This is a genomic window from Castellaniella daejeonensis, from assembly GCF_039523555.1.
In the GTDB taxonomy this organism is placed as follows: Bacteria; Pseudomonadota; Gammaproteobacteria; order Burkholderiales; family Burkholderiaceae_B; genus Castellaniella; species Castellaniella daejeonensis.
Window position 1 is genome coordinate 301,159 of the sequence record NZ_BAAAFN010000006.1, and the last position, 16,808, is coordinate 317,966.

The following is a 16,808-nucleotide window of genomic DNA, read 5'->3' on the forward strand; positions in this document are numbered from 1 at the left end:
ATTCCATCGGCATGTTGCAGGAGCCCTATTCTAGTCCCCCGATCCCGGCCAGAGGCTGGGCTGCTTGATCTTGACGTCCAGCAGGCGTCCCTTGCGGGCCCGGCGGCCGGCATACTGGGCCAGTTCCTCGGGCGTCAGGATCAATTCCGTATCGCGCGCCCGGTAGACGCCCCGCAGCACCACGCCCGAGGCACCCACGCCGGCCCACTGGGCAATGCGGTCGTCCTCGTCCAGCCCCATCAGGATGGTGCCGCGTCCGCCGCTGGACAGGGTCTTGAGCTCGTCGAGCGCCACCACCAGGAACTTGCCCTTGCGGCTGAGCAGGGCAACGGCCGTGTCGTCCGGCCGCAACAGCAGCGGCTTGAGCAGCGTATCGCCCTTGTCCAGCGTCATGTATTGCTTGCCGGCATGCTGGCGCGTGGACAGGTCGCCGACCCGCGCCAGGAACCCATAGCCGGACGCCACGCCCAGCAGCACCCGGCGGTCCGGCTCGCCAGCCAGCATATGGACGATGCGGCTGCCCGGCTCCAGGTCGATCATCGAGGTCACCGGCTGCCCGTCGCCGCGGGCCGAGGGCAGGCTGGCCACCGCGATGCTGTAGGAACGGCCGGTGCTCGACAGGGCCATGAGTTCGTGCGTGCTGCGGCATTCGATGGCGTCGTACAGGGCGTCGCCGGTCTTGAAACCGAACTGTGCCGGGTCGTGGCCATGGCCCTGGCGGGCGCGCAGCCATCCCTTCTGGGAGACCACCACCGTGACGGGCTCGTCCACCACCTGGGCCTCCAGGACGGCGCGCTCGGCCGGCTCGATCAGCGTGCGGCGATCGTCGCCGTACTGCTTGGCGTCGGCCTCGATCTCGCGGATCATCAGGCGCTTGAAGGCGGCGGGATCATCCAGCAGTTCCTGCAGCGCCTGCCGTTCCTCGCGCTTCTGCGCCAGTTCCTGCTCGATGCGGATGCCCTCGAGGCGAGCCAGCTGGCGCAGGCGCATTTCAAGGATGTCGTCGGCCTGGCGCTCGGTGAGGCCGAAGCGCTCCATCAGCGCCGCCCGGGGCTCGTCCGCCTCGCGGATGGTGCGGATGACCTCGTCCACGTTCAGGTAGACGATGCTGCGGCCTTCCAGGATATGGATCCGGTCCAGCACCTTGTCCAGGCGATGGCGTGTGCGCCGCGTGACCGTCTGCGCGCGGAAGGCCAGCCAGGATTCCAGGACCTGGCGCAGGCTGCGCTGGCCGGGGCGCCCGTCGGTATCGATGCACACCAGGTTGATCGGCACATTGCCTTCCAGGCCGGTGCGCACGAGCAGCATGTTGACGAATTCGTCGCGGTCGATGCGGCTGGTCTTGGGCTCGAAGACCAGCCGCACGGCATCCTGCTTGCCGGACTCGTCACGCACCGAGTCCAGCATGCCCAGCACCAGCGCCTTGGTCTGCTGCTGCTCGGCCGACAGGGACTTCTTGCCGGCACGCGGCTTGGGATTGGTCAGGTCCTCGATGGTTTCCAGGATCTTCTGGGCCGAGGCGCCGGGCGGCAGCTCGGTGACCACCAGTTGCCACTGGCCGCGGGCCATGTCCTCGAAATGCCAGCGCGCGCGGGCCTTCAGGGTGCCCCGGCCGCTGGCGTAGACCTGCGCGATGTCCTCGGCAGGCGTGATGATCTGACCGCCGCCGGGGAAATCCGGCCCCGGCACCAGGGTGTACAGGTCCTCGTCGGGCAGGTTCGGCTTGCGCAGCAGGGCCACGCAGGCGCTCGCGATCTCGCGCAGGTTGTGCGAAGGAATTTCGGTGGCCATCCCCACCGCGATGCCCGAGGCGCCGTTCAGCAGCATGACGGGCAGGCGCGCAGGCAGGCACACGGGCTCCTGCTGGCTGCCGTCGTAGTTGGGCACGAAATCGACCGTGCCCTCGTCCAGTTCGTCGAGCAGCAGCCGGGAAAACGGCGTCAGGCGCGCCTCGGTGTAGCGCATGGCGGCGGCGTTGTCGCCGTCGCGCGAGCCGAAATTGCCCTGCCCGTCGATCAGGGGATAGCGCAGCACGAAATCCTGCGCCATGCGCACCATGGCGTCATAGGCCGCCTGGTCGCCGTGCGGGTGGTATTTGCCCAGCACATCGCCCACCACGCGGGCGGACTTCACGGGCCGGGCCTGCGGCCCCAGCCCCATGGCGTCCATGGCGTACAGGATGCGGCGCTGCACCGGTTTCTGGCCGTCGGACACTTCCGGCAGCGCTCGGCCGCGCACCACCGACACGGCATAGTCCAGGTACGCCTGCTCGGCATAGCGCGCCAGCACCAGGCCGTCGTCGTCGCCCGTCGATTCAGTCAGATTCAGATCCATTCCAGTCCCTTCAAACATCCACGTCGGCCAGGTTGCCCTTTTCTTCCAGCCAGCTGCGCCGCTGGGCAGCCTCGCCGCGGGCCATCAGCATCTCGAACATGCGCGCCGAGGCTGTCAGGCCCTCGTCGCCATGGCGCACCTGCACCAGACGGCGGGTATCCGGATTCAGTGTCGTGTCCCAGAGCTGCTCGGCGTTCATTTCGCCCAGGCCCTTGAAGCGGCTGATGCGCCAGCCGCCTTCGCGCAGGCCCTCGCCGCGCAGCTTGTCCAGCACCGAGTCGAGTTCCGCCTGGTCCAGGCAGTAAAGCTTGCGCGCCGGGCGCTTGCCTGCGGCCGGCACGTCCACGCGGAACAGCGGCGGGCGGGCGATGTACACGTGTCCCGCCTCGATCAGGCGCGGGAAATGGCGCAGGAACAGGGTCAGCAACAGCACCTGGATGTGTGCGCCATCCACGTCGGCGTCCGACAGGATGCAGATGCGGCCGTAGCGCAGCCCCGAAAGATCGGCTTCCTGGCCGGGGCCATGCGGATCGACGCCGATCGCCACGGAGATGTCGTGGATTTCCTGGTTGGCGAACAATCGGTCGCGCTCGACTTCCCAGGCGTTCAGGATTTTGCCGCGCAGCGGCAGGATGGCCTGGAATTCCTTGTCGCGACCCATCTTGGCCGAGCCGCCGGCGGAATCGCCTTCCACCAGGAAGACTTCGGTGCGGCTGACGTCCGTCGATTCGCAGTCGGTCAGCTTGCCCGGCAGCACGGCCACCCCCGAGCCCTTGCGCTTTTCGACCTTGCGCGCGGCACGCGAGCGGGCCTGCGCCTGGCCGATGGCCAGTTCGGCGATCTTGCGCCCGTATTCGACATTGGCGTGCAGCCACAGTTCCAGTGCGTTGCGCAGGAAACCGCCCACCAGGCGCACCGCATCGCGGCTGTTCAGGCGCTCCTTGATCTGGCCCTGGAACTGCGGATCCAGGATCTTGGCCGACAGAATGAAACTGGCGCGGGCAAACACGTCCTCGGGCAGCAGCCGGATGCCCTTGGGCAGCAGGTTGTGCAGTTCGGCAAAGGACTTGACGGCGTTGAACAGGCCTTCCCGCAGTCCCGACTCGTGGGTGCCCCCGGCCGGCGTGGCGATCAGGTTGACGTAGGATTCCCGCACCACGGGGCCTTCCTCGGTCCAGACGACGACCCACTGGGCTCCTTCGCCCGGCGCGTACTGCTCGTCGTCCGGGTCCGCATACTGGCCGCCCTCGAACGGCGGCGCCAGGGGCTGTGCGCCATCCAGGGCCTCGTTCAGGTAGCCGCGCAGGCCGGATTCATAGTGCCATTCGCGCCGCTGGCCGGTCTTTTCCAGCGTCAGCGCCACTCGCGTGCCCGGCAGCAGCACCGCCTTGCTGCGCAGCGCGTGCTCCAGTTCGCCCAGCGGCACCTGGGCATGATCGAAGTAGCGCGCATCCGGCCAGGCCCGCACCCGGGTCCCGGAACGCCGCCGCCCGACGCTGCCCACGCGCGTCAGGGGCTCGACCACGTTGCCATCGGCAAAGACGATGCGCCATTCGCCGCCGTCGCGCCAGACGGTGACCTCGAGCCGCGTGGACAAGGCGTTGGTGACCGACACCCCCACGCCGTGCAGGCCGCCGGAAAAGGCGTAGGCGCCGCCGTCTGCCTTGCTGAACTTGCCCCCGGCGTGCAGGCGCGTGAAGACCAGCTCGACCACGGGCGCGTGTTCCTCGGGGTGTTCGCCCACCGGAATGCCGCGCCCGTCGTCTTCGACCGTCAGGCTGCCGTCGGCGTGCTGCGCGACCTCGATGCTGCGGGCGTAACCGGCCAGCGCTTCGTCGGCGGCATTGTCGATGACTTCCTGGATGATGTGCAGCGGATTGTCGGTGCGCGTGTACATCCCGGGCCGCTGGCGCACAGGCTCCAGCCCCTTGAGGACGCGGATCGACGACTCATCGTAGCGTGCGGTGCTCAATGTTTTCTGTCCGTCTGAGGATTCAAAAGACGCCTATTTTACGGAGAATTAATGGTATGCTTATCGCCATTGGACCGATGCGCCCTGCCTCCGGGCGGTTTCTTTCCGGCCCACCGTCTTCTCCTATCCTTGCTTCCGCGCACACGACATGAGTGACTCCATCAAGCACGTCAGCGACGCGTCCTTTGCCGGCGACGTGCTCCAATCCGATCTGCCCGTCCTGGTCGACTACTGGGCCGAATGGTGTGGCCCCTGCAAAATGGTCGCCCCCCTGCTCGACGAAGCCGCCGCCCAGTACCAGGGCCGCCTCACCATCGCCAAGCTGAACGTCGACGAAAACCCCGACAGCGCAGCCAAGTATGGCATCCGCGGCATTCCCACCCTGATGCTGTTCAAGGACGGCAAGGTCGCCGCCACCAAGGTCGGCGCCCTGTCCCGCACCCAGCTTCAGGCCTTCCTCGACGAAGCCCTCTGATCCTCCCAGCCCATCCGCTTTGACTCCGCGCGCGAACCCGGTCCCGGGTTCGCCGACCATCCGACGACCTCCACTTTCTTCCCTTTCCCCTCTTTCCCATGCACCTGAACGAACTCAAAGCGCTGCACGTTTCGCAGCTGCTCGAAATGGCCGCCGGTCTCGAGATCGAAAACGCCAATCGGCTGCGCAAACAGGAACTGATGTTTGCCATCATGAAGCGGCGGGCCAAGCAGGGCGAACAGATCTTCGGCGACGGGGTCCTGGAAGTCCTGCCCGACGGCTTCGGTTTCCTGCGTTCGCCGGAAACGTCCTACCTGGCCAGCACCGACGACATCTACATCTCGCCTTCCCAGATCCGGCGCTTCAACCTGCATACGGGCGACTCCATCGAGGGCGAGGTCCGCACCCCCAAGGACGGCGAACGCTACTTCGCGCTGGTCAAGGTCGACAAGGTCAACGGCACGGTTCCGGAAGCCATCAAGCACCGGATCATGTTCGAGAACCTGACCCCGCTGCATCCCGACGAGCCCCTGGTGCTGGAACGCGACATCAAGAGCAAGGAAAACATCACCGGGCGCATCATGGACATCTTCGCGCCCATCGGCAAGGGCCAGCGCGCGCTGATCGTCGCCAGCCCGAAGTCGGGCAAGACCATCATGATGCAGCACATCGCCCACGCCATCACCGACAACTACCCCGATGCGGTGATGATCGTGCTGCTGGTCGACGAGCGCCCCGAGGAAGTCACCGAAATGCAGCGCACGGTGCGCGGCGAAGTCGTGGCCTCCACTTTCGACGAGCCGGCCACGCGCCACGTCCAGGTCGCTGAAATGGTCATCGAAAAGGCCAAGCGCCTGGTCGAACTGAAGAAGGACGTGGTCATCCTGCTGGACTCGATCACCCGCCTGGCGCGCGCCTACAACACCGTGGTGCCCGCTTCCGGCAAGGTGCTGACCGGTGGCGTGGATGCCAACGCCCTGCAGCGCCCCAAGCGCTTCTTCGGCGCCGCGCGCAACCTCGAAGAAGGCGGTTCGCTGACGATCATCGGCACGGCCCTGATCGAGACCGGCAGCCGCATGGACGAAGTGATCTACGAAGAATTCAAGGGCACCGGCAACTCCGAGGTGCACCTGGAACGGCGACTGGCCGAGAAGCGCATCTACCCGGCCATCAACCTGAACAAATCCGGCACGCGTCGCGAAGAGCTCCTGATCAAGCCCGAACTTCTACAAAAGATCTGGGTACTGCGAAAATTCATCCACGACATGGATGACGTCGAAGCAATGGAATTCATCCTGGACAAAATCCGGGCCACCAAAAACAACGCCGAATTTTTTGACATGATGAAGAAATAAGCACAAGCGAGCACTTTTGATGACACTTCCTTCCGTCGATCAGTTCCTAACCCGGATTCAGGCCCGGGATCCGCATCAACCAGAGTTCATGCAGGCCGTGAAAGAAGTCATGCACAGCCTGTGGCCCTTCATCCAGCAAAACCCGCGCTACGCCAGCCAGGCCCTGCTCGAACGGCTCGTCGAGCCGGAACGGGCCCTGCAGTTCCGCATCAGCTGGATGGACGACACTGGCCGCATCCGGGTCAACCGGGGCTTTCGCATCCAGCACAACTCGGCCATCGGCCCCTACAAGGGCGGCATGCGGTTCCACCCCTCGGTGAATCTGTCCATCCTCAAGTTCCTGGCCTTCGAACAGACCTTCAAGAACGCGCTCACCACCCTGCCCATGGGCGGCGGCAAGGGCGGCTCCGACTTCGACCCCAAGGGCAAGTCCGACGCCGAAGTCATGCGCTTCTGCCAGGCCCTGATGATCGAACTGCACCGCCACCTGGGCCCGGACACGGACGTGCCGGCCGGCGACATCGGCGTGGGTGCCCGCGAGGTCGGCTTCATGGCCGGCATGATGAAGAAGCTGTCCAACCAGAGCGCCTGCGTCTTCACCGGCAAGGGCCTCACCTTCGGCGGCAGCCTGATCCGCCCCGAAGCCACCGGCTACGGCACCGTCTATTTCGCGGAAGAAATGCTCCGGCACGCGGGCCAGTCGCTCGAAGGCTACACGGTCTCGGTGTCCGGCTCGGGCAACGTGGCGCAATACACCATCGAAAAATGCCTGCAGCTGGGTGCCAAGGTCGTCACGGTATCCGACTCCCACGGCTGCGTGGTCGACCCGGCGGGCTTCACGACGGAAAAACTGGCTGCCCTGATCGAGCTGAAGAACGAAAAGCGCGGCCGCGTCGAAGAATACGCCAAGCAGTTCGGCCTGACCTACGAGGCCGGCAAGCGCCCCTGGCACGTGCCCGTCGACGTCGCCCTGCCCTGCGCGACGCAGAACGAACTGGAAATCGAGGACGCCCGCACCCTGATCGCCAATGGCGTGCGCTGCGTGGCCGAAGGCGCCAACATGCCCTCCACCATCGAGGCGGCCGAAGCCTTCATCTCGGCCGGCGTGCTGTATGCGCCCGGCAAGGCCAGCAATGCGGGCGGCGTGGCCGTATCCGGTCTCGAAATGAGCCAGAACGCCCAGCGCCTGCACTGGACCCGCGAGGAAGTCGACGCCAAGCTGCACGCCATCATGCGCGACATCCACGAAAACTGCGTCCGCTATGGCAGCACGGACAAGGCCGTCAACTACCTGAACGGCGCCAACATCGCCGGCTTCGTGAAGGTGGCCGACGCCATGCTGGCCCAAGGGGTGTGCTGATGGCGCTCCGGATGGTCTTCCCCCACCCATGAAAAAAGCTCCTTCGGGAGCTTTTTTTCGGCCTGCAGTCAGCGGTTCTCGCCCACGGCCGCGCCCGTCGACGCCGGATCCTGGTTGCCCGGAGCCGGGCCGCCGGGCGCCCCAGCCGGGCCGGGCATTTCCCGGACGACCGGATCGTCCCAGGTTCCGGTCACGCGGTAACGCACCGCCATGCTCCTGGCCAGCGGCGCCTTCAGCAGCCACTGCGTGACGAAGGCGCCCAGGCCGATCAGGGGGTTGACGGCGATGCCCGCCGCGATCGCTGCGCCGCTGGCGTCCAGGTTCGGCACGATGACGGCCTGCATGTCCAGAATCTCGTCCACGATGCTGGTGCTGCCTTCGAGCAGGATGGTGCCCACCGGGCCGATGACCTTGTAATCGCGGACCTTCACCTTGCCTCGATCCATGTCCAGCGTGCCGCGCAGCTGATCGAAGGGAAAGCCATCCTTGGGCAGGCCGGCCAGGCCGCTGTCCAGCTTCGTCAGCCGTGAAATGGATTGCAGGGACAGAAATTCCAGCAGCTTGGCGGTATGCGAGCCCAGCTTCTGGAACCGGCCCTTGTCCAGTTCGATTGCCAGTGTGCCGCTCAGATCCGCCTTCTCGCGCGTCCAGGGCAGATTGCGCCACTGAAACCGCCCCTTGAGCGTGCCTTCGCCGCCGGACATCACGTTCTTCCAGCCGGCCCGATCCATCCAGGCCCCCAGGTTTCCAGCCTGCACCGAGGCATTCAGGTCCAGCCCGCGATCAGGCCCGCGCAGGCGCCAGGTGCCCGACCCGCGCAGGCGGGCGTTATCGTCGCCCAACCGCAGATTGTCCAGTTGCCAGACATGGCGGGTCCCGTCGCGCACGCCTTCCAGGGACAAGGCACCCATCGAATGACCGTACAGCCGCAGTTCGTCCGCCTGCAGCACGATGCCCGGAATTTCCAGGTCGTCGTCGAACGAGGCCTCGTCATCGGGCTCGGCCTCGGGCAGCAGGGACCGGGCGTCGTGGGGATCGTCTCCCAGGCTCAACCGCGCAAAGCGGGCCGACATGCGGCCCAGCACCCGGCCGTCGCGTTCCTGCCATTTGAGCGTGCCGCTGGTCTGCTCGGAGCGCAGGTTCATCGACCACTGATCCTCGGGAGAGCGCGACACCCGCAGCACGGCCTGGTCCAGGCGCGTACTCAGGATCCGCATCTGGTCGGCCTGGACGCTGAGCAGGCTCAGGTCGGGCCACAGGGGCCGCGTGCCGGACCGCTGGGCGCCCGCGCCGCGACGGGGGATGGAAAACTCGTCCACGATGCGGTTCCACAAGTCCAGGTCGAACAGCGGGTAGGCAACCTCGATCTTCAGCCCGTCCGCGGCGGCATCGATGGCGCGCCCCGCCCCGACGGCAGCACCCTGGAAATAGGGCCCCCGCCGGACCTTGCGCTCATGCCGCAGGGCCAGCCGCAGCGCGTCGCCGTACTGCGCCTCCAGGCGATCCGACTTCGGATCGGCATCCGACCACTGCACGTGCAGGGACCGGGGCTGCTCGGCCGGCTTGGCCAGCGGCGCGGGAAAGTCCAGCGTCAGGCCCCGGGTATCCGAATCCAGGGTGAAGACCGTGTCCCGCCCCTGCCTGTGCAGCGAAGCCCGGTAGTCCAGAGTGCCCATGATTCGCTGCATGCCCGGCACGCCAACGTAATCCGCCAGCGCCCGGGCGCCGATCCGGCCCTGGAAATCCAGGCCGGTGGCGTGCGGCCCGCCCAGGCTGCCTCCGATCCGCACATCGCCCCCGAGCAGCCGGGCGGACAGAGGCCGGGCGATGCGAACGCCCTGCTCGCTGAAATGCAGTTGCCCATCGATGGCCTGGAAGGCCGGCGCGTGCGGCAGGAACTGCAGGCTGCCCTGATGCAGGTCCACGCGCCCCTGGACCTGGGTGTCCTCGCCGTGCAGCAGGGGAATGGTCAGGGACAGCGGCACCTGCCAGTCGCCGCCGGCACTGGCCTCGTCGAATACGCCATCCAGCAGCGCGGCCAGCGGAGAATGCCGGATCAGCGCCATGTAGGCCTCGCCGGGCGCGGCCGTCAGTCCGGACACATGCAGGGTGGAATCATGCTCGAGGTCCGGAATCCGGGCGGTCAGCCCCGACAGGGAGATTTCCTGGCCGGCCGCAGGGCGCATCCGCGCCATGGAGGCCGTCAGCCGCAAATCGGTACGGTGCAGGTCGGCCGTGCCCGTGACGTCCTCCAGCATGGGCCAGACATCTTCCGGCGGCGCGCCGGGCACGAACTCGATGCGCGCCTCGCGAAACCCGCCCTGGACGCGGAAATCCCCCGCCTGCGGCTGCGCGCCGAACGGGAATTCCGCCAGATCGCCCTGCAGGCGCCAGCGCGCATCCACGACCTCGCCGGCATGCAGGCCGCCCGCCAGCCAGTCCCTGGCGTCCGGGTTGACCTCGAGCGGCAGGTAGCGGTGGATCGCATTCAGGCTGGCGCGGGCAATCGTGCCCTGGAAATCGGCCTTGCCGGCCGCCCCACCGGACTGCCAGGTTCCCGCGCCGCGCAGATCGATGTCCGGATTCCGCCAATGCAGTTCGTCCAGCGCCAGGCTCCAGGATTCCGCCTGCCGCAGCTGGCCGCGGACTTCCAGGAAACCCAGGGACAGCGGCTGGCCAAATACGGCGGGCACGTTTCCCCGCGCACCCTGGGCGCGCACCTGGAAATCCAGACCGTCGGGCATCGGCCGGCCCTGCCCCAGGGCCAGCCACTGATCCAGTGCGCCAGAGGCCCAGATCCCGGCCCGGGGCATATCCAGGGACAGTCCGGAATCCCCTTCCCAGCGGACGGCTTCCGATCCCAGCAGCAAAGTCAGGCGGGGCCGGCCGCCCCGGGTCTGGACCCAGGCCTGCGCCTGCATGCCCCCCCGCAGCAAGGCCTCGGGCACGTCCGCCCAGGCGCGCCAGGCACGCGAGCGGATCGGCCCGGCCTTCAGCCAGGCCTGCCAGTCGGCTGGCAGGCGGCCTTGCGCCAGACTATCGGGATCCGCCAGCCTGGCGCGCAGTTCGAGCCGTGCGCCGGCCGCGTCGGGCACCCGCGCGCTGAGCGATATGCCGAGCGCTCCGCCCTCGCGCTCCAGGACCGCATCCACGCCTTCCAGACGCAGTTCGGGCGCGGCGCGCACCTGATCCACCCAGCGCAGGGTGGCATCGTGGAACGCGATCCGGGGCTGAGCCAGCAACCATCGCAAGGCAGGCGCATCCGTGGTGTCGTGCGCGCCTTCCAGGTTCAGGGTCTGTCCCAGCAGGCCCAGCCGGCCGTCCGGCAGACGATCCAGCGTCAGGTCCATGCCCCGGACCCGCAGGTCCAGCAGGCCCTGGTGCCCCGGCAGCATGGCGCGCCAGTCCAGCCGCGCGCGCGTCTCGGGAATGATCAGGTGTCCCTGGCCGTCGGCGGCCTGCAGGCGCGTGCCCTGCACGTCGAATTCGGGATTCCAGCCGTGCCAGCGGACCTGGATGGGGCCCAGCGCGACCTGGACGCCCAGTGCCTGGGACAGGCGTGCATCGATGCGGGGGCGCCAGGCATCGATCTGCGGCAGCACGACATACCGCAAGACGAGCAGTGCGATGCCGATGCAGAAGTACAGACCGACGGCAACCGCGAGCAGCCGGCGGCCCCAGGTGGAGCCATGGCGTGAAATGAATTGGCGCATGCCACCTTTTGCAGTATGTTAGGAACCCTTTGGAAACCCCCGGAACCCGCGCCGCGCACGGCAGGTCCCGCCCACCGCAGGCAGTCCCCATGTCCGAGACCATTATATTCAAGCCCGCCCTCCAATGGTCCGGCGCCTTGCGGCGCTACCTGACGGCGCATCCGGGCGAAGAATCCCGTCTGGCGGCCGACGCGGGCCAGCCCGTCACCCGCAAGACCCTGGCCGACTGGTACGCGGAACTGCTCGGCCCCGACACGGCCCGCCCGGTTCCCCAGGCCGACCTGAGGCGCGCCCTGCGGCGGCTGCGCGCGCGGGTCTTCGCCACGCTGACGGTGCGCGACATCGCCGGGCTGGCGCCCCTGCACGAAATCGTGGCCGCCATGTCGCACCTGGCGGACCTGGCCGTGGGCGAGGCCTACGCCTGCGCCATGCATACGCTGATGGAGACGCACGGCGTCCCCCGCCACCCCGGCACAGGCCAGCCCCAGGACATGCTGATCCTGGGCATGGGCAAGCTGGGCGGCAAGGAATTGAACGTCTCATCGGACATCGACCTGATCATGCTCTACGATGCGGAAGGCGAGACCGACGGCCGGCGCCGCATCAGCCACCACGAGTTCTACGGCAAGGTCTGCCGGCTGATGATGCCGATCCTGTCCGAGCCCGATGCCGACGGCATCGTCTTTCGCACCGACCTGCGACTGCGCCCCGACGGCGACAGCGGGCCGCTCGCCTGGAGCCTGGAGGCACTGGAGAACTACCTGGTGGTCCAGGGCCGGGAATGGGAACGCTACGCCTGGCTCAAGGCCCGGCTGATCCCCTGCCAGCTCTTCGACGAGTCGGCCTTCGCCGCCCAGGCGCGCGATGTCGAATCCCTGCGGTGCCCCTTCGTGTACCGCAAGTACTTCGATTTCGACGCGCTCGCGGCCCTGCGCGGGCTGCGGGAACGCATCCGCATGGACTGGCAGCGCCGCGCCCATGCCCGCAAGGGCCTGGACACGCGCCACAACATCAAGCTGGGCGAAGGCGGCATCCGCGAGATCGAGTTCGTCGTCCAGCTCAACCAGCTGATCCGGGGCGGGCGCCAGCCTTCCCTGCAGCAGCGCAATCTGCTGGCGGCCCTGCACAAGCAGCGCCGCGCCGGCATCCTGGACGAGGACCAGGCCGCCGGTCTGGAGGCCGCCTATGTCCATCTGCGACGGGTCGAGCACATGCTGCAGTACCGCGAAGACGAGCAGACCCACCTGCTGCCGCGCACGGCCGAAGGCATGGCCGCGCTGGCCCAGGCCATGGGCCATGCGGACACGGCCGGCTTCCTGGCCGAACTGGACCGGCACCGCGCCTGCGTCTCGCAGTGCTTCCGCGACGCCTTCCGCATCGCCGGCATGGGCGGCGATGCGCCGGAACCCGAAACTGCGCAGCCGGAAACGGCCGCACCGCAGCTGCCCGACGCCCTGGCCGAAGCCATGCAGGCGCGCATCGACGCCCTGCTCGACAGCCATCGGATCCGCAGCCTGCCGCGCGCCAGCCTGCAGCGCCTGCATGCCCTGCTGCCGGGGCTGACACAGGCGGCGGCACGCACCGACGACCCGCCCGTCGTTCTGCAGCGTCTGCTGAACCTGGTCGAGCACATCGCCCAGCGCAGCGCCTATCTGGCGCTGCTTGCCGAATACCCCGAAACCCTGGCCCGAGTGGCGCGCATCGTGCAGGCCAGCCCCTGGGCCTCGGAATACCTGACCCGCTATCCGCTGCTGCTCGACAGCCTGATCGAATGGCGCAGCCTGATGCAGGCGCCCGACTTCCCGGCTCTGGCCGAACAATTGCGCAACGACCTGGACGCCTGTGTGCTGCCCGACGGCCAGCCCGACGTGGAGCAGCAGATGAACCTGATGCGCGACGTCCAGCACCAGGTCACATTCCAGCTCCTGGCCCAGGACCTGGAAAATGTCATCAGCGTCGAGGGGCTGGCCGATCACCTGTCGGCCCTGGCCGACCTGATGCTGGCCGAAGCCATCCGCCGTGCCTGGCCCCAGGTGCTGCCGCGCGAACGCCGCGCCAACCCCGGCAAGCCGCGCTTCGCCATCATCGCCTACGGCAAGCTGGGCGGCAAAGAAATCGGCTACGCATCGGATCTGGACCTGGTTTTCCTGTACGACGACCCGGACCAGGAAGCTGCCGAGCGCTACGTCAAGCTGGGCCGCCGCGTGGCGTCCTGGCTGTCCACCCTGACCTCGTCGGGCCGCCTGTACGAAATCGACCTGAGACTGCGCCCGGACGGCGACGCCGGGCTGCTGGCCCTGCCCATCGACGCCTTCGAGCACTATCAGCTGGAACAGGCCTGGCCCTGGGAACACCAGGCCCTGACCCGGGCGCGTTTCGTGGCGGGCGATGCCGCCATCGGCGCCCGCTTCGAGGACATCCGCCGGCGCATCCTGCTGCTGCCGCGCGACCCCGAAGCGTTGCGCCGCGAAGTACTCGTCATGCGGGACAAGATTTCCCAGGGCCACCCCAACCGCAGCGGGGATTTCGACCTGAAGCACGACCGGGGCGGCATGGTGGACATCGAGTTCATCACCCAGTTCCTCGTGCTGAGCCAGTCCCGCACCCACCCAGAACTGCTGGGCAACCTGGGCAACATCGCCCTGCTGGGCCTGGCGGCGCGCGCCGGCCTGATCCCCGGCACGCTGGCGGCCGAGACGGCGGATGCCTACCGCGTCTTCCGCCGGCGCCAGCACACGCTGCGCCTGCAGGGCGCCGACAAGGCGCGAGTGCCGCCGGCGGAATTCGCACGCGAGCGCGAAGCGGTGCGCCAGCTGTGGGCGCACGTGCTGGAAAACAAGGGCTGAAGCGGCGGCGCAGGCTGCGGGGTCGGCCGGATCAGGCCTCCCCCACCCGGAACGCTCCGGCCAGCGTGGGCGAGAAATGGGCGGCGTTGATGCGGGTCATGGCGCGATAGTCGGCCGTCACGGCAAAGGCCTCTCCCGGCAGCAGCAGAATGCCCTTTTCCTCCAGGCCCGCGATGAAACCGGACAGATCCGGCAGGTCCGGATGCCCCGCCCACAGGAACATGCCTCCGGCGGGCGCAACCTCGAACCGCCAGCCCAGGTTGCGCAACGCCTTCTGCGTCAGTTGCTGCTGTGTGGCGAGCCGCCGCTGGATGGCGCGCGCGTGGCGCAGGTAGGTGCCATCGGCCAGGATGGTGTGGACGAAGCGCTCGCAGAACCCGGGAACCGCCACACTGGTCAGCAACTTGAGCCGGATGAGCGGTTCCACCAGATCCTTCGGGCACGCCAGGTAGCCGATCCGCAACGAGGCCGACAGCGACTTGGAAAAGCTGCCGACATAGACGACGCGCTCCAGTCCGTCCAGTTCCGCGAAAGTCTGGCGGCCCCCGGGATGGAAATCCCCGTACACATCGTCCTCGATGATCAGGAAATCGTGCGCCTCGGCGCGCTTCAGCATCCCGAAGGCCGCCCTGGGCGTCAGGCCCGCACCCGTGGGGTTATGGAAGGTGCTGTTGCAGAAAAAGGCACGGACACGATGCCGCGACAGGATGTCGTCCAGGAACTCGAGGTCGGGGCCGTCCTGCCGGCGGGGCACGCCCACCGGCTCGCCGCCGCACAGCCTGATCAGCCGCACCAGATTGCCGTTGCACGGCTCATCGACCAGCACCCGGTCCCCGGGCGAGAGCAGTTGCCGGGCCACCAGGTCCAGCGCCTGGGTCGCGCCCAGTGTGGTGATGAGCCGGTCCGGCGGAGCCTCCAGCCGCATGGTCTGCTGCAGATGCGCCGACAGCAGCCTGCGCAGCGGCACGTATCCCTGGATGTCGCCGTATTCCACCAGGCCGCTCTGGCCATGCCGGGCGGTCCGGCGGATGGCACGCGCCAGCAGATCGGTATCGCGCCAGGACGGCGGCAGCCAGCCGCAACCCAGCTTGACGTGGCGGCCGGGCGGCGCCTGCAGCAGCCGGAACAAGGGATCGCCCGGAAGGACCGGCGCTTCCGCAGGGGCCGCCGACCGGTGCAGGGGCCCCTGCACCGCCACGAAATAGCCCCGGCCCTGCTGCGCTTCGAGCAGGCCATCGCCCACCAGGCGGCCGTAGGTGCTGACCACCGTATGCAGGCTCACCCGCCGCTGCGCGGCCATCGCACGGATGGAAGGCAGCCGCTGGCCCCATTCCCACCGGCCCGCCAGCAAGTCCGAGCGGATATCGTCATAAAGGCCCATCGCAGCCCGCCCAACTGTTAGAAAAAACGCTCAAACAGTTTACGGGAAAAGCAGCCGGTGTTTCCGTCGGCGCAGCGTCTGAACTGACACAATATCTCCAGACGACACGCAACCGGACGAAACCCGATGACCTCGAAGCTGCCCTTTGCCACCTACCTGTATTTCCTGGCGCAGTCCATCAACCTGACCACCGCCGTCATGTCGGTGGCCATGGCGGCCATCGTGGGGGCCTCGCTCACGCCCAGTCTCTGGCTGTCGACCGTGCCGTACGGCTTCCAGTTCCTGCTCGTGATGCTGATGACGGTGCCCGCATCCCAGCTGATGAGCCGTATCGGGCGCAAGCCGGCATTCCTGCTGGCGGCCATTCCCCTGGCGCTCGCCGGCGTCGCGGGCTACCTTGCCGTGGAGCAGGAATCGTTCGCGCTGCTGATCGTATCGCACGCGCTGCTGGGCACCTACATCGCCTTTGCCAACTTCAACCGCTTCGCGGCCACGGACGGCCTGGACGCGCAGCTCAAGCCCCGCGCCATCTCGCTGGTCGTGGCGGGCGGCGTCCTGGCCGCCCTGACCGGCCCCCTGCTTGCGGACAGCCTGAAGGACGCCGCCGGCCATGCCCCCTTCGCCCTCTGCTACGCCGCCTTCACCGGTCTGGCGCTGCTGTCCTTCCTGGTCCACCTGGCGGTGCGGGAAGCGCCCGGCACCGGTTCCCAGGCCGTCCGGGGCGGGCATGCAGGTGCAGCCTGGGGCATCGTCCGGCGCACCCCCGCGCTGGCGGCGGCCATCGCCGTGGGCGCCCTGGGCTACGGCATCATGAACCTGCTGATGATCCAGGCCTCGCTGCACATGGCCGGCCTGCACATGCACTTCTCGGCCGTCGGCACGGCCATCCAGTGGCATGTGGTGGCGATGTTCGCGCCGTCCTTCTTCACCGGGTCGATCATCGGCCGCCTGGGTCTCAGGACCGTCGTATCCGGCGGCATCGCGCTGCTGGCCACCGCCAGCATCCTGAACCTCGTGTCAAGCGACTACGTGATGCTGGTCGCGAGCCTGGTGGTCCTGGGTCTGGGCTGGAATTTCACCTATGTGGGCGGCAGCGCGCTGCTTGCCCGGATCCTGGGGGACCAGCCCCACGCGATCGAAGTGCAGGGCCTGAACGACCTGGGGCTTTCCGTGATGGCGACCGCCGGCGCCTTCCTGCCCGCCCTGCTGCTGCAGGGCCTGGGGTGGACCGGCACCAACCTGGCGTGCATCGGGCTCTGCCTGGCCCTGCTGGCCTACGTTCACCGCTGCCTCAGGCACCATCCGGCCGCGGACGCGGACCCCGCCGCCGCGCGCGCCTGAGCCCGGCTGCCGGATCGATCCGGGGAACGAC

9 protein-coding genes are annotated in these 16,808 nt (G+C 68.0%); 5 read left to right on the top strand and 4 right to left on the bottom strand.

What is annotated here, in order from left to right:
* Positions 1 to 30: 30 nt before the first annotated feature.
* Both parC and ABD022_RS03325 read right to left on the bottom strand, forming a co-directional pair.
* Positions 31 to 2,334, bottom strand: a complete 2,304-nt coding sequence (gene parC / locus ABD022_RS03320) for a DNA topoisomerase IV subunit A (RefSeq protein ID WP_325126254.1) — start codon at positions 2,332 to 2,334, stop codon at positions 31 to 33.
* Between the two features lie 10 nt (positions 2,335 to 2,344).
* Positions 2,345 to 4,306: a DNA topoisomerase IV subunit B gene (locus ABD022_RS03325; protein WP_343820034.1), complete on the bottom strand. Its 1,962-nt coding sequence runs from the start codon at positions 4,304 to 4,306 to the stop codon at positions 2,345 to 2,347.
* Positions 4,307 to 4,454: 148 nt separating this feature from the next.
* Here ABD022_RS03325 and trxA point away from each other — a divergent pair, with 148 nt between their 5' ends.
* The 3 genes from trxA to gdhA all read left to right on the top strand — a co-directional run bounded on the left by trxA (position 4,455) and on the right by gdhA (position 7,496).
* On the top strand, positions 4,455 to 4,781 hold the full coding sequence (gene trxA / locus ABD022_RS03330; RefSeq protein ID WP_325126258.1) for a thioredoxin TrxA: 327 nt from the start codon (positions 4,455 to 4,457) through the stop codon (positions 4,779 to 4,781).
* Positions 4,782 to 4,879: 98 nt separating this feature from the next.
* Positions 4,880 to 6,136 (top strand): transcription termination factor Rho, encoded by a 1,257-nt coding sequence (gene rho, locus ABD022_RS03335; RefSeq protein WP_325126260.1) that lies wholly within the window; start codon positions 4,880 to 4,882, stop codon positions 6,134 to 6,136.
* Positions 6,137 to 6,155: 19 nt separating this feature from the next.
* Positions 6,156 to 7,496 (top strand): NADP-specific glutamate dehydrogenase, encoded by a 1,341-nt coding sequence (gdhA, locus tag ABD022_RS03340; protein WP_325126262.1) that lies wholly within the window; start codon positions 6,156 to 6,158, stop codon positions 7,494 to 7,496.
* Between the two features lie 68 nt (positions 7,497 to 7,564).
* Here gdhA and ABD022_RS03345 read toward each other — a convergent pair whose 3' ends face one another.
* Complete coding sequence (locus ABD022_RS03345; protein WP_343820037.1) at positions 7,565 to 11,209, bottom strand: YhdP family protein; 3,645 nt, start codon at positions 11,207 to 11,209, stop codon at positions 7,565 to 7,567.
* 89 nt (positions 11,210 to 11,298) lie between these two features.
* Here ABD022_RS03345 and glnE point away from each other — a divergent pair, with 89 nt between their 5' ends.
* Entirely contained in the window at positions 11,299 to 14,055 is a 2,757-nt protein-coding gene (glnE, locus tag ABD022_RS03350; RefSeq protein ID WP_343820039.1) for a bifunctional [glutamate--ammonia ligase]-adenylyl-L-tyrosine phosphorylase/[glutamate--ammonia-ligase] adenylyltransferase, read from the top strand.
* A 31-nt stretch (positions 14,056 to 14,086) separates the two neighbouring features.
* Here glnE and ABD022_RS03355 read toward each other — a convergent pair whose 3' ends face one another.
* On the bottom strand, positions 14,087 to 15,436 hold the full coding sequence (locus tag ABD022_RS03355) for an aminotransferase-like domain-containing protein (RefSeq protein WP_325126266.1): 1,350 nt from the start codon (positions 15,434 to 15,436) through the stop codon (positions 14,087 to 14,089).
* Positions 15,437 to 15,562: 126 nt separating this feature from the next.
* On the opposite strand from ABD022_RS03355, the gene ABD022_RS03360 reads away from it, so the two are divergent.
* On the top strand, positions 15,563 to 16,777 hold the full coding sequence (locus ABD022_RS03360) for an MFS transporter (RefSeq protein WP_343820041.1): 1,215 nt from the start codon (positions 15,563 to 15,565) through the stop codon (positions 16,775 to 16,777).
* The last annotated feature ends 31 nt before the right edge of the window (positions 16,778 to 16,808 follow it).

Bases quoted from the DNA above. Each gene is read 5' to 3' on its own strand.
- ABD022_RS03355 (WP_325126266.1), bottom strand. From the start codon at position 15,436: ATGGGCCTTTATGACGATATCCGCTCGGACTTGCTGGCGGGCCGGTGG.
- rho (WP_325126260.1), top strand. From the start codon at position 4,880: ATGCACCTGAACGAACTCAAAGCGCTGCACGTTTCGCAGCTGCTCGAA.
- glnE (WP_343820039.1), top strand. From the start codon at position 11,299: ATGTCCGAGACCATTATATTCAAGCCCGCCCTCCAATGGTCCGGCGCC.
- ABD022_RS03345 (WP_343820037.1), bottom strand. From the start codon at position 11,209: ATGCGCCAATTCATTTCACGCCATGGCTCCACCTGGGGCCGCCGGCTG.
- trxA (WP_325126258.1), top strand. From the start codon at position 4,455: ATGAGTGACTCCATCAAGCACGTCAGCGACGCGTCCTTTGCCGGCGAC.
- gdhA (WP_325126262.1), top strand. From the start codon at position 6,156: ATGACACTTCCTTCCGTCGATCAGTTCCTAACCCGGATTCAGGCCCGG.
- ABD022_RS03360 (WP_343820041.1), top strand. From the start codon at position 15,563: ATGACCTCGAAGCTGCCCTTTGCCACCTACCTGTATTTCCTGGCGCAG.
- parC (WP_325126254.1), bottom strand. From the start codon at position 2,334: ATGGATCTGAATCTGACTGAATCGACGGGCGACGACGACGGCCTGGTG.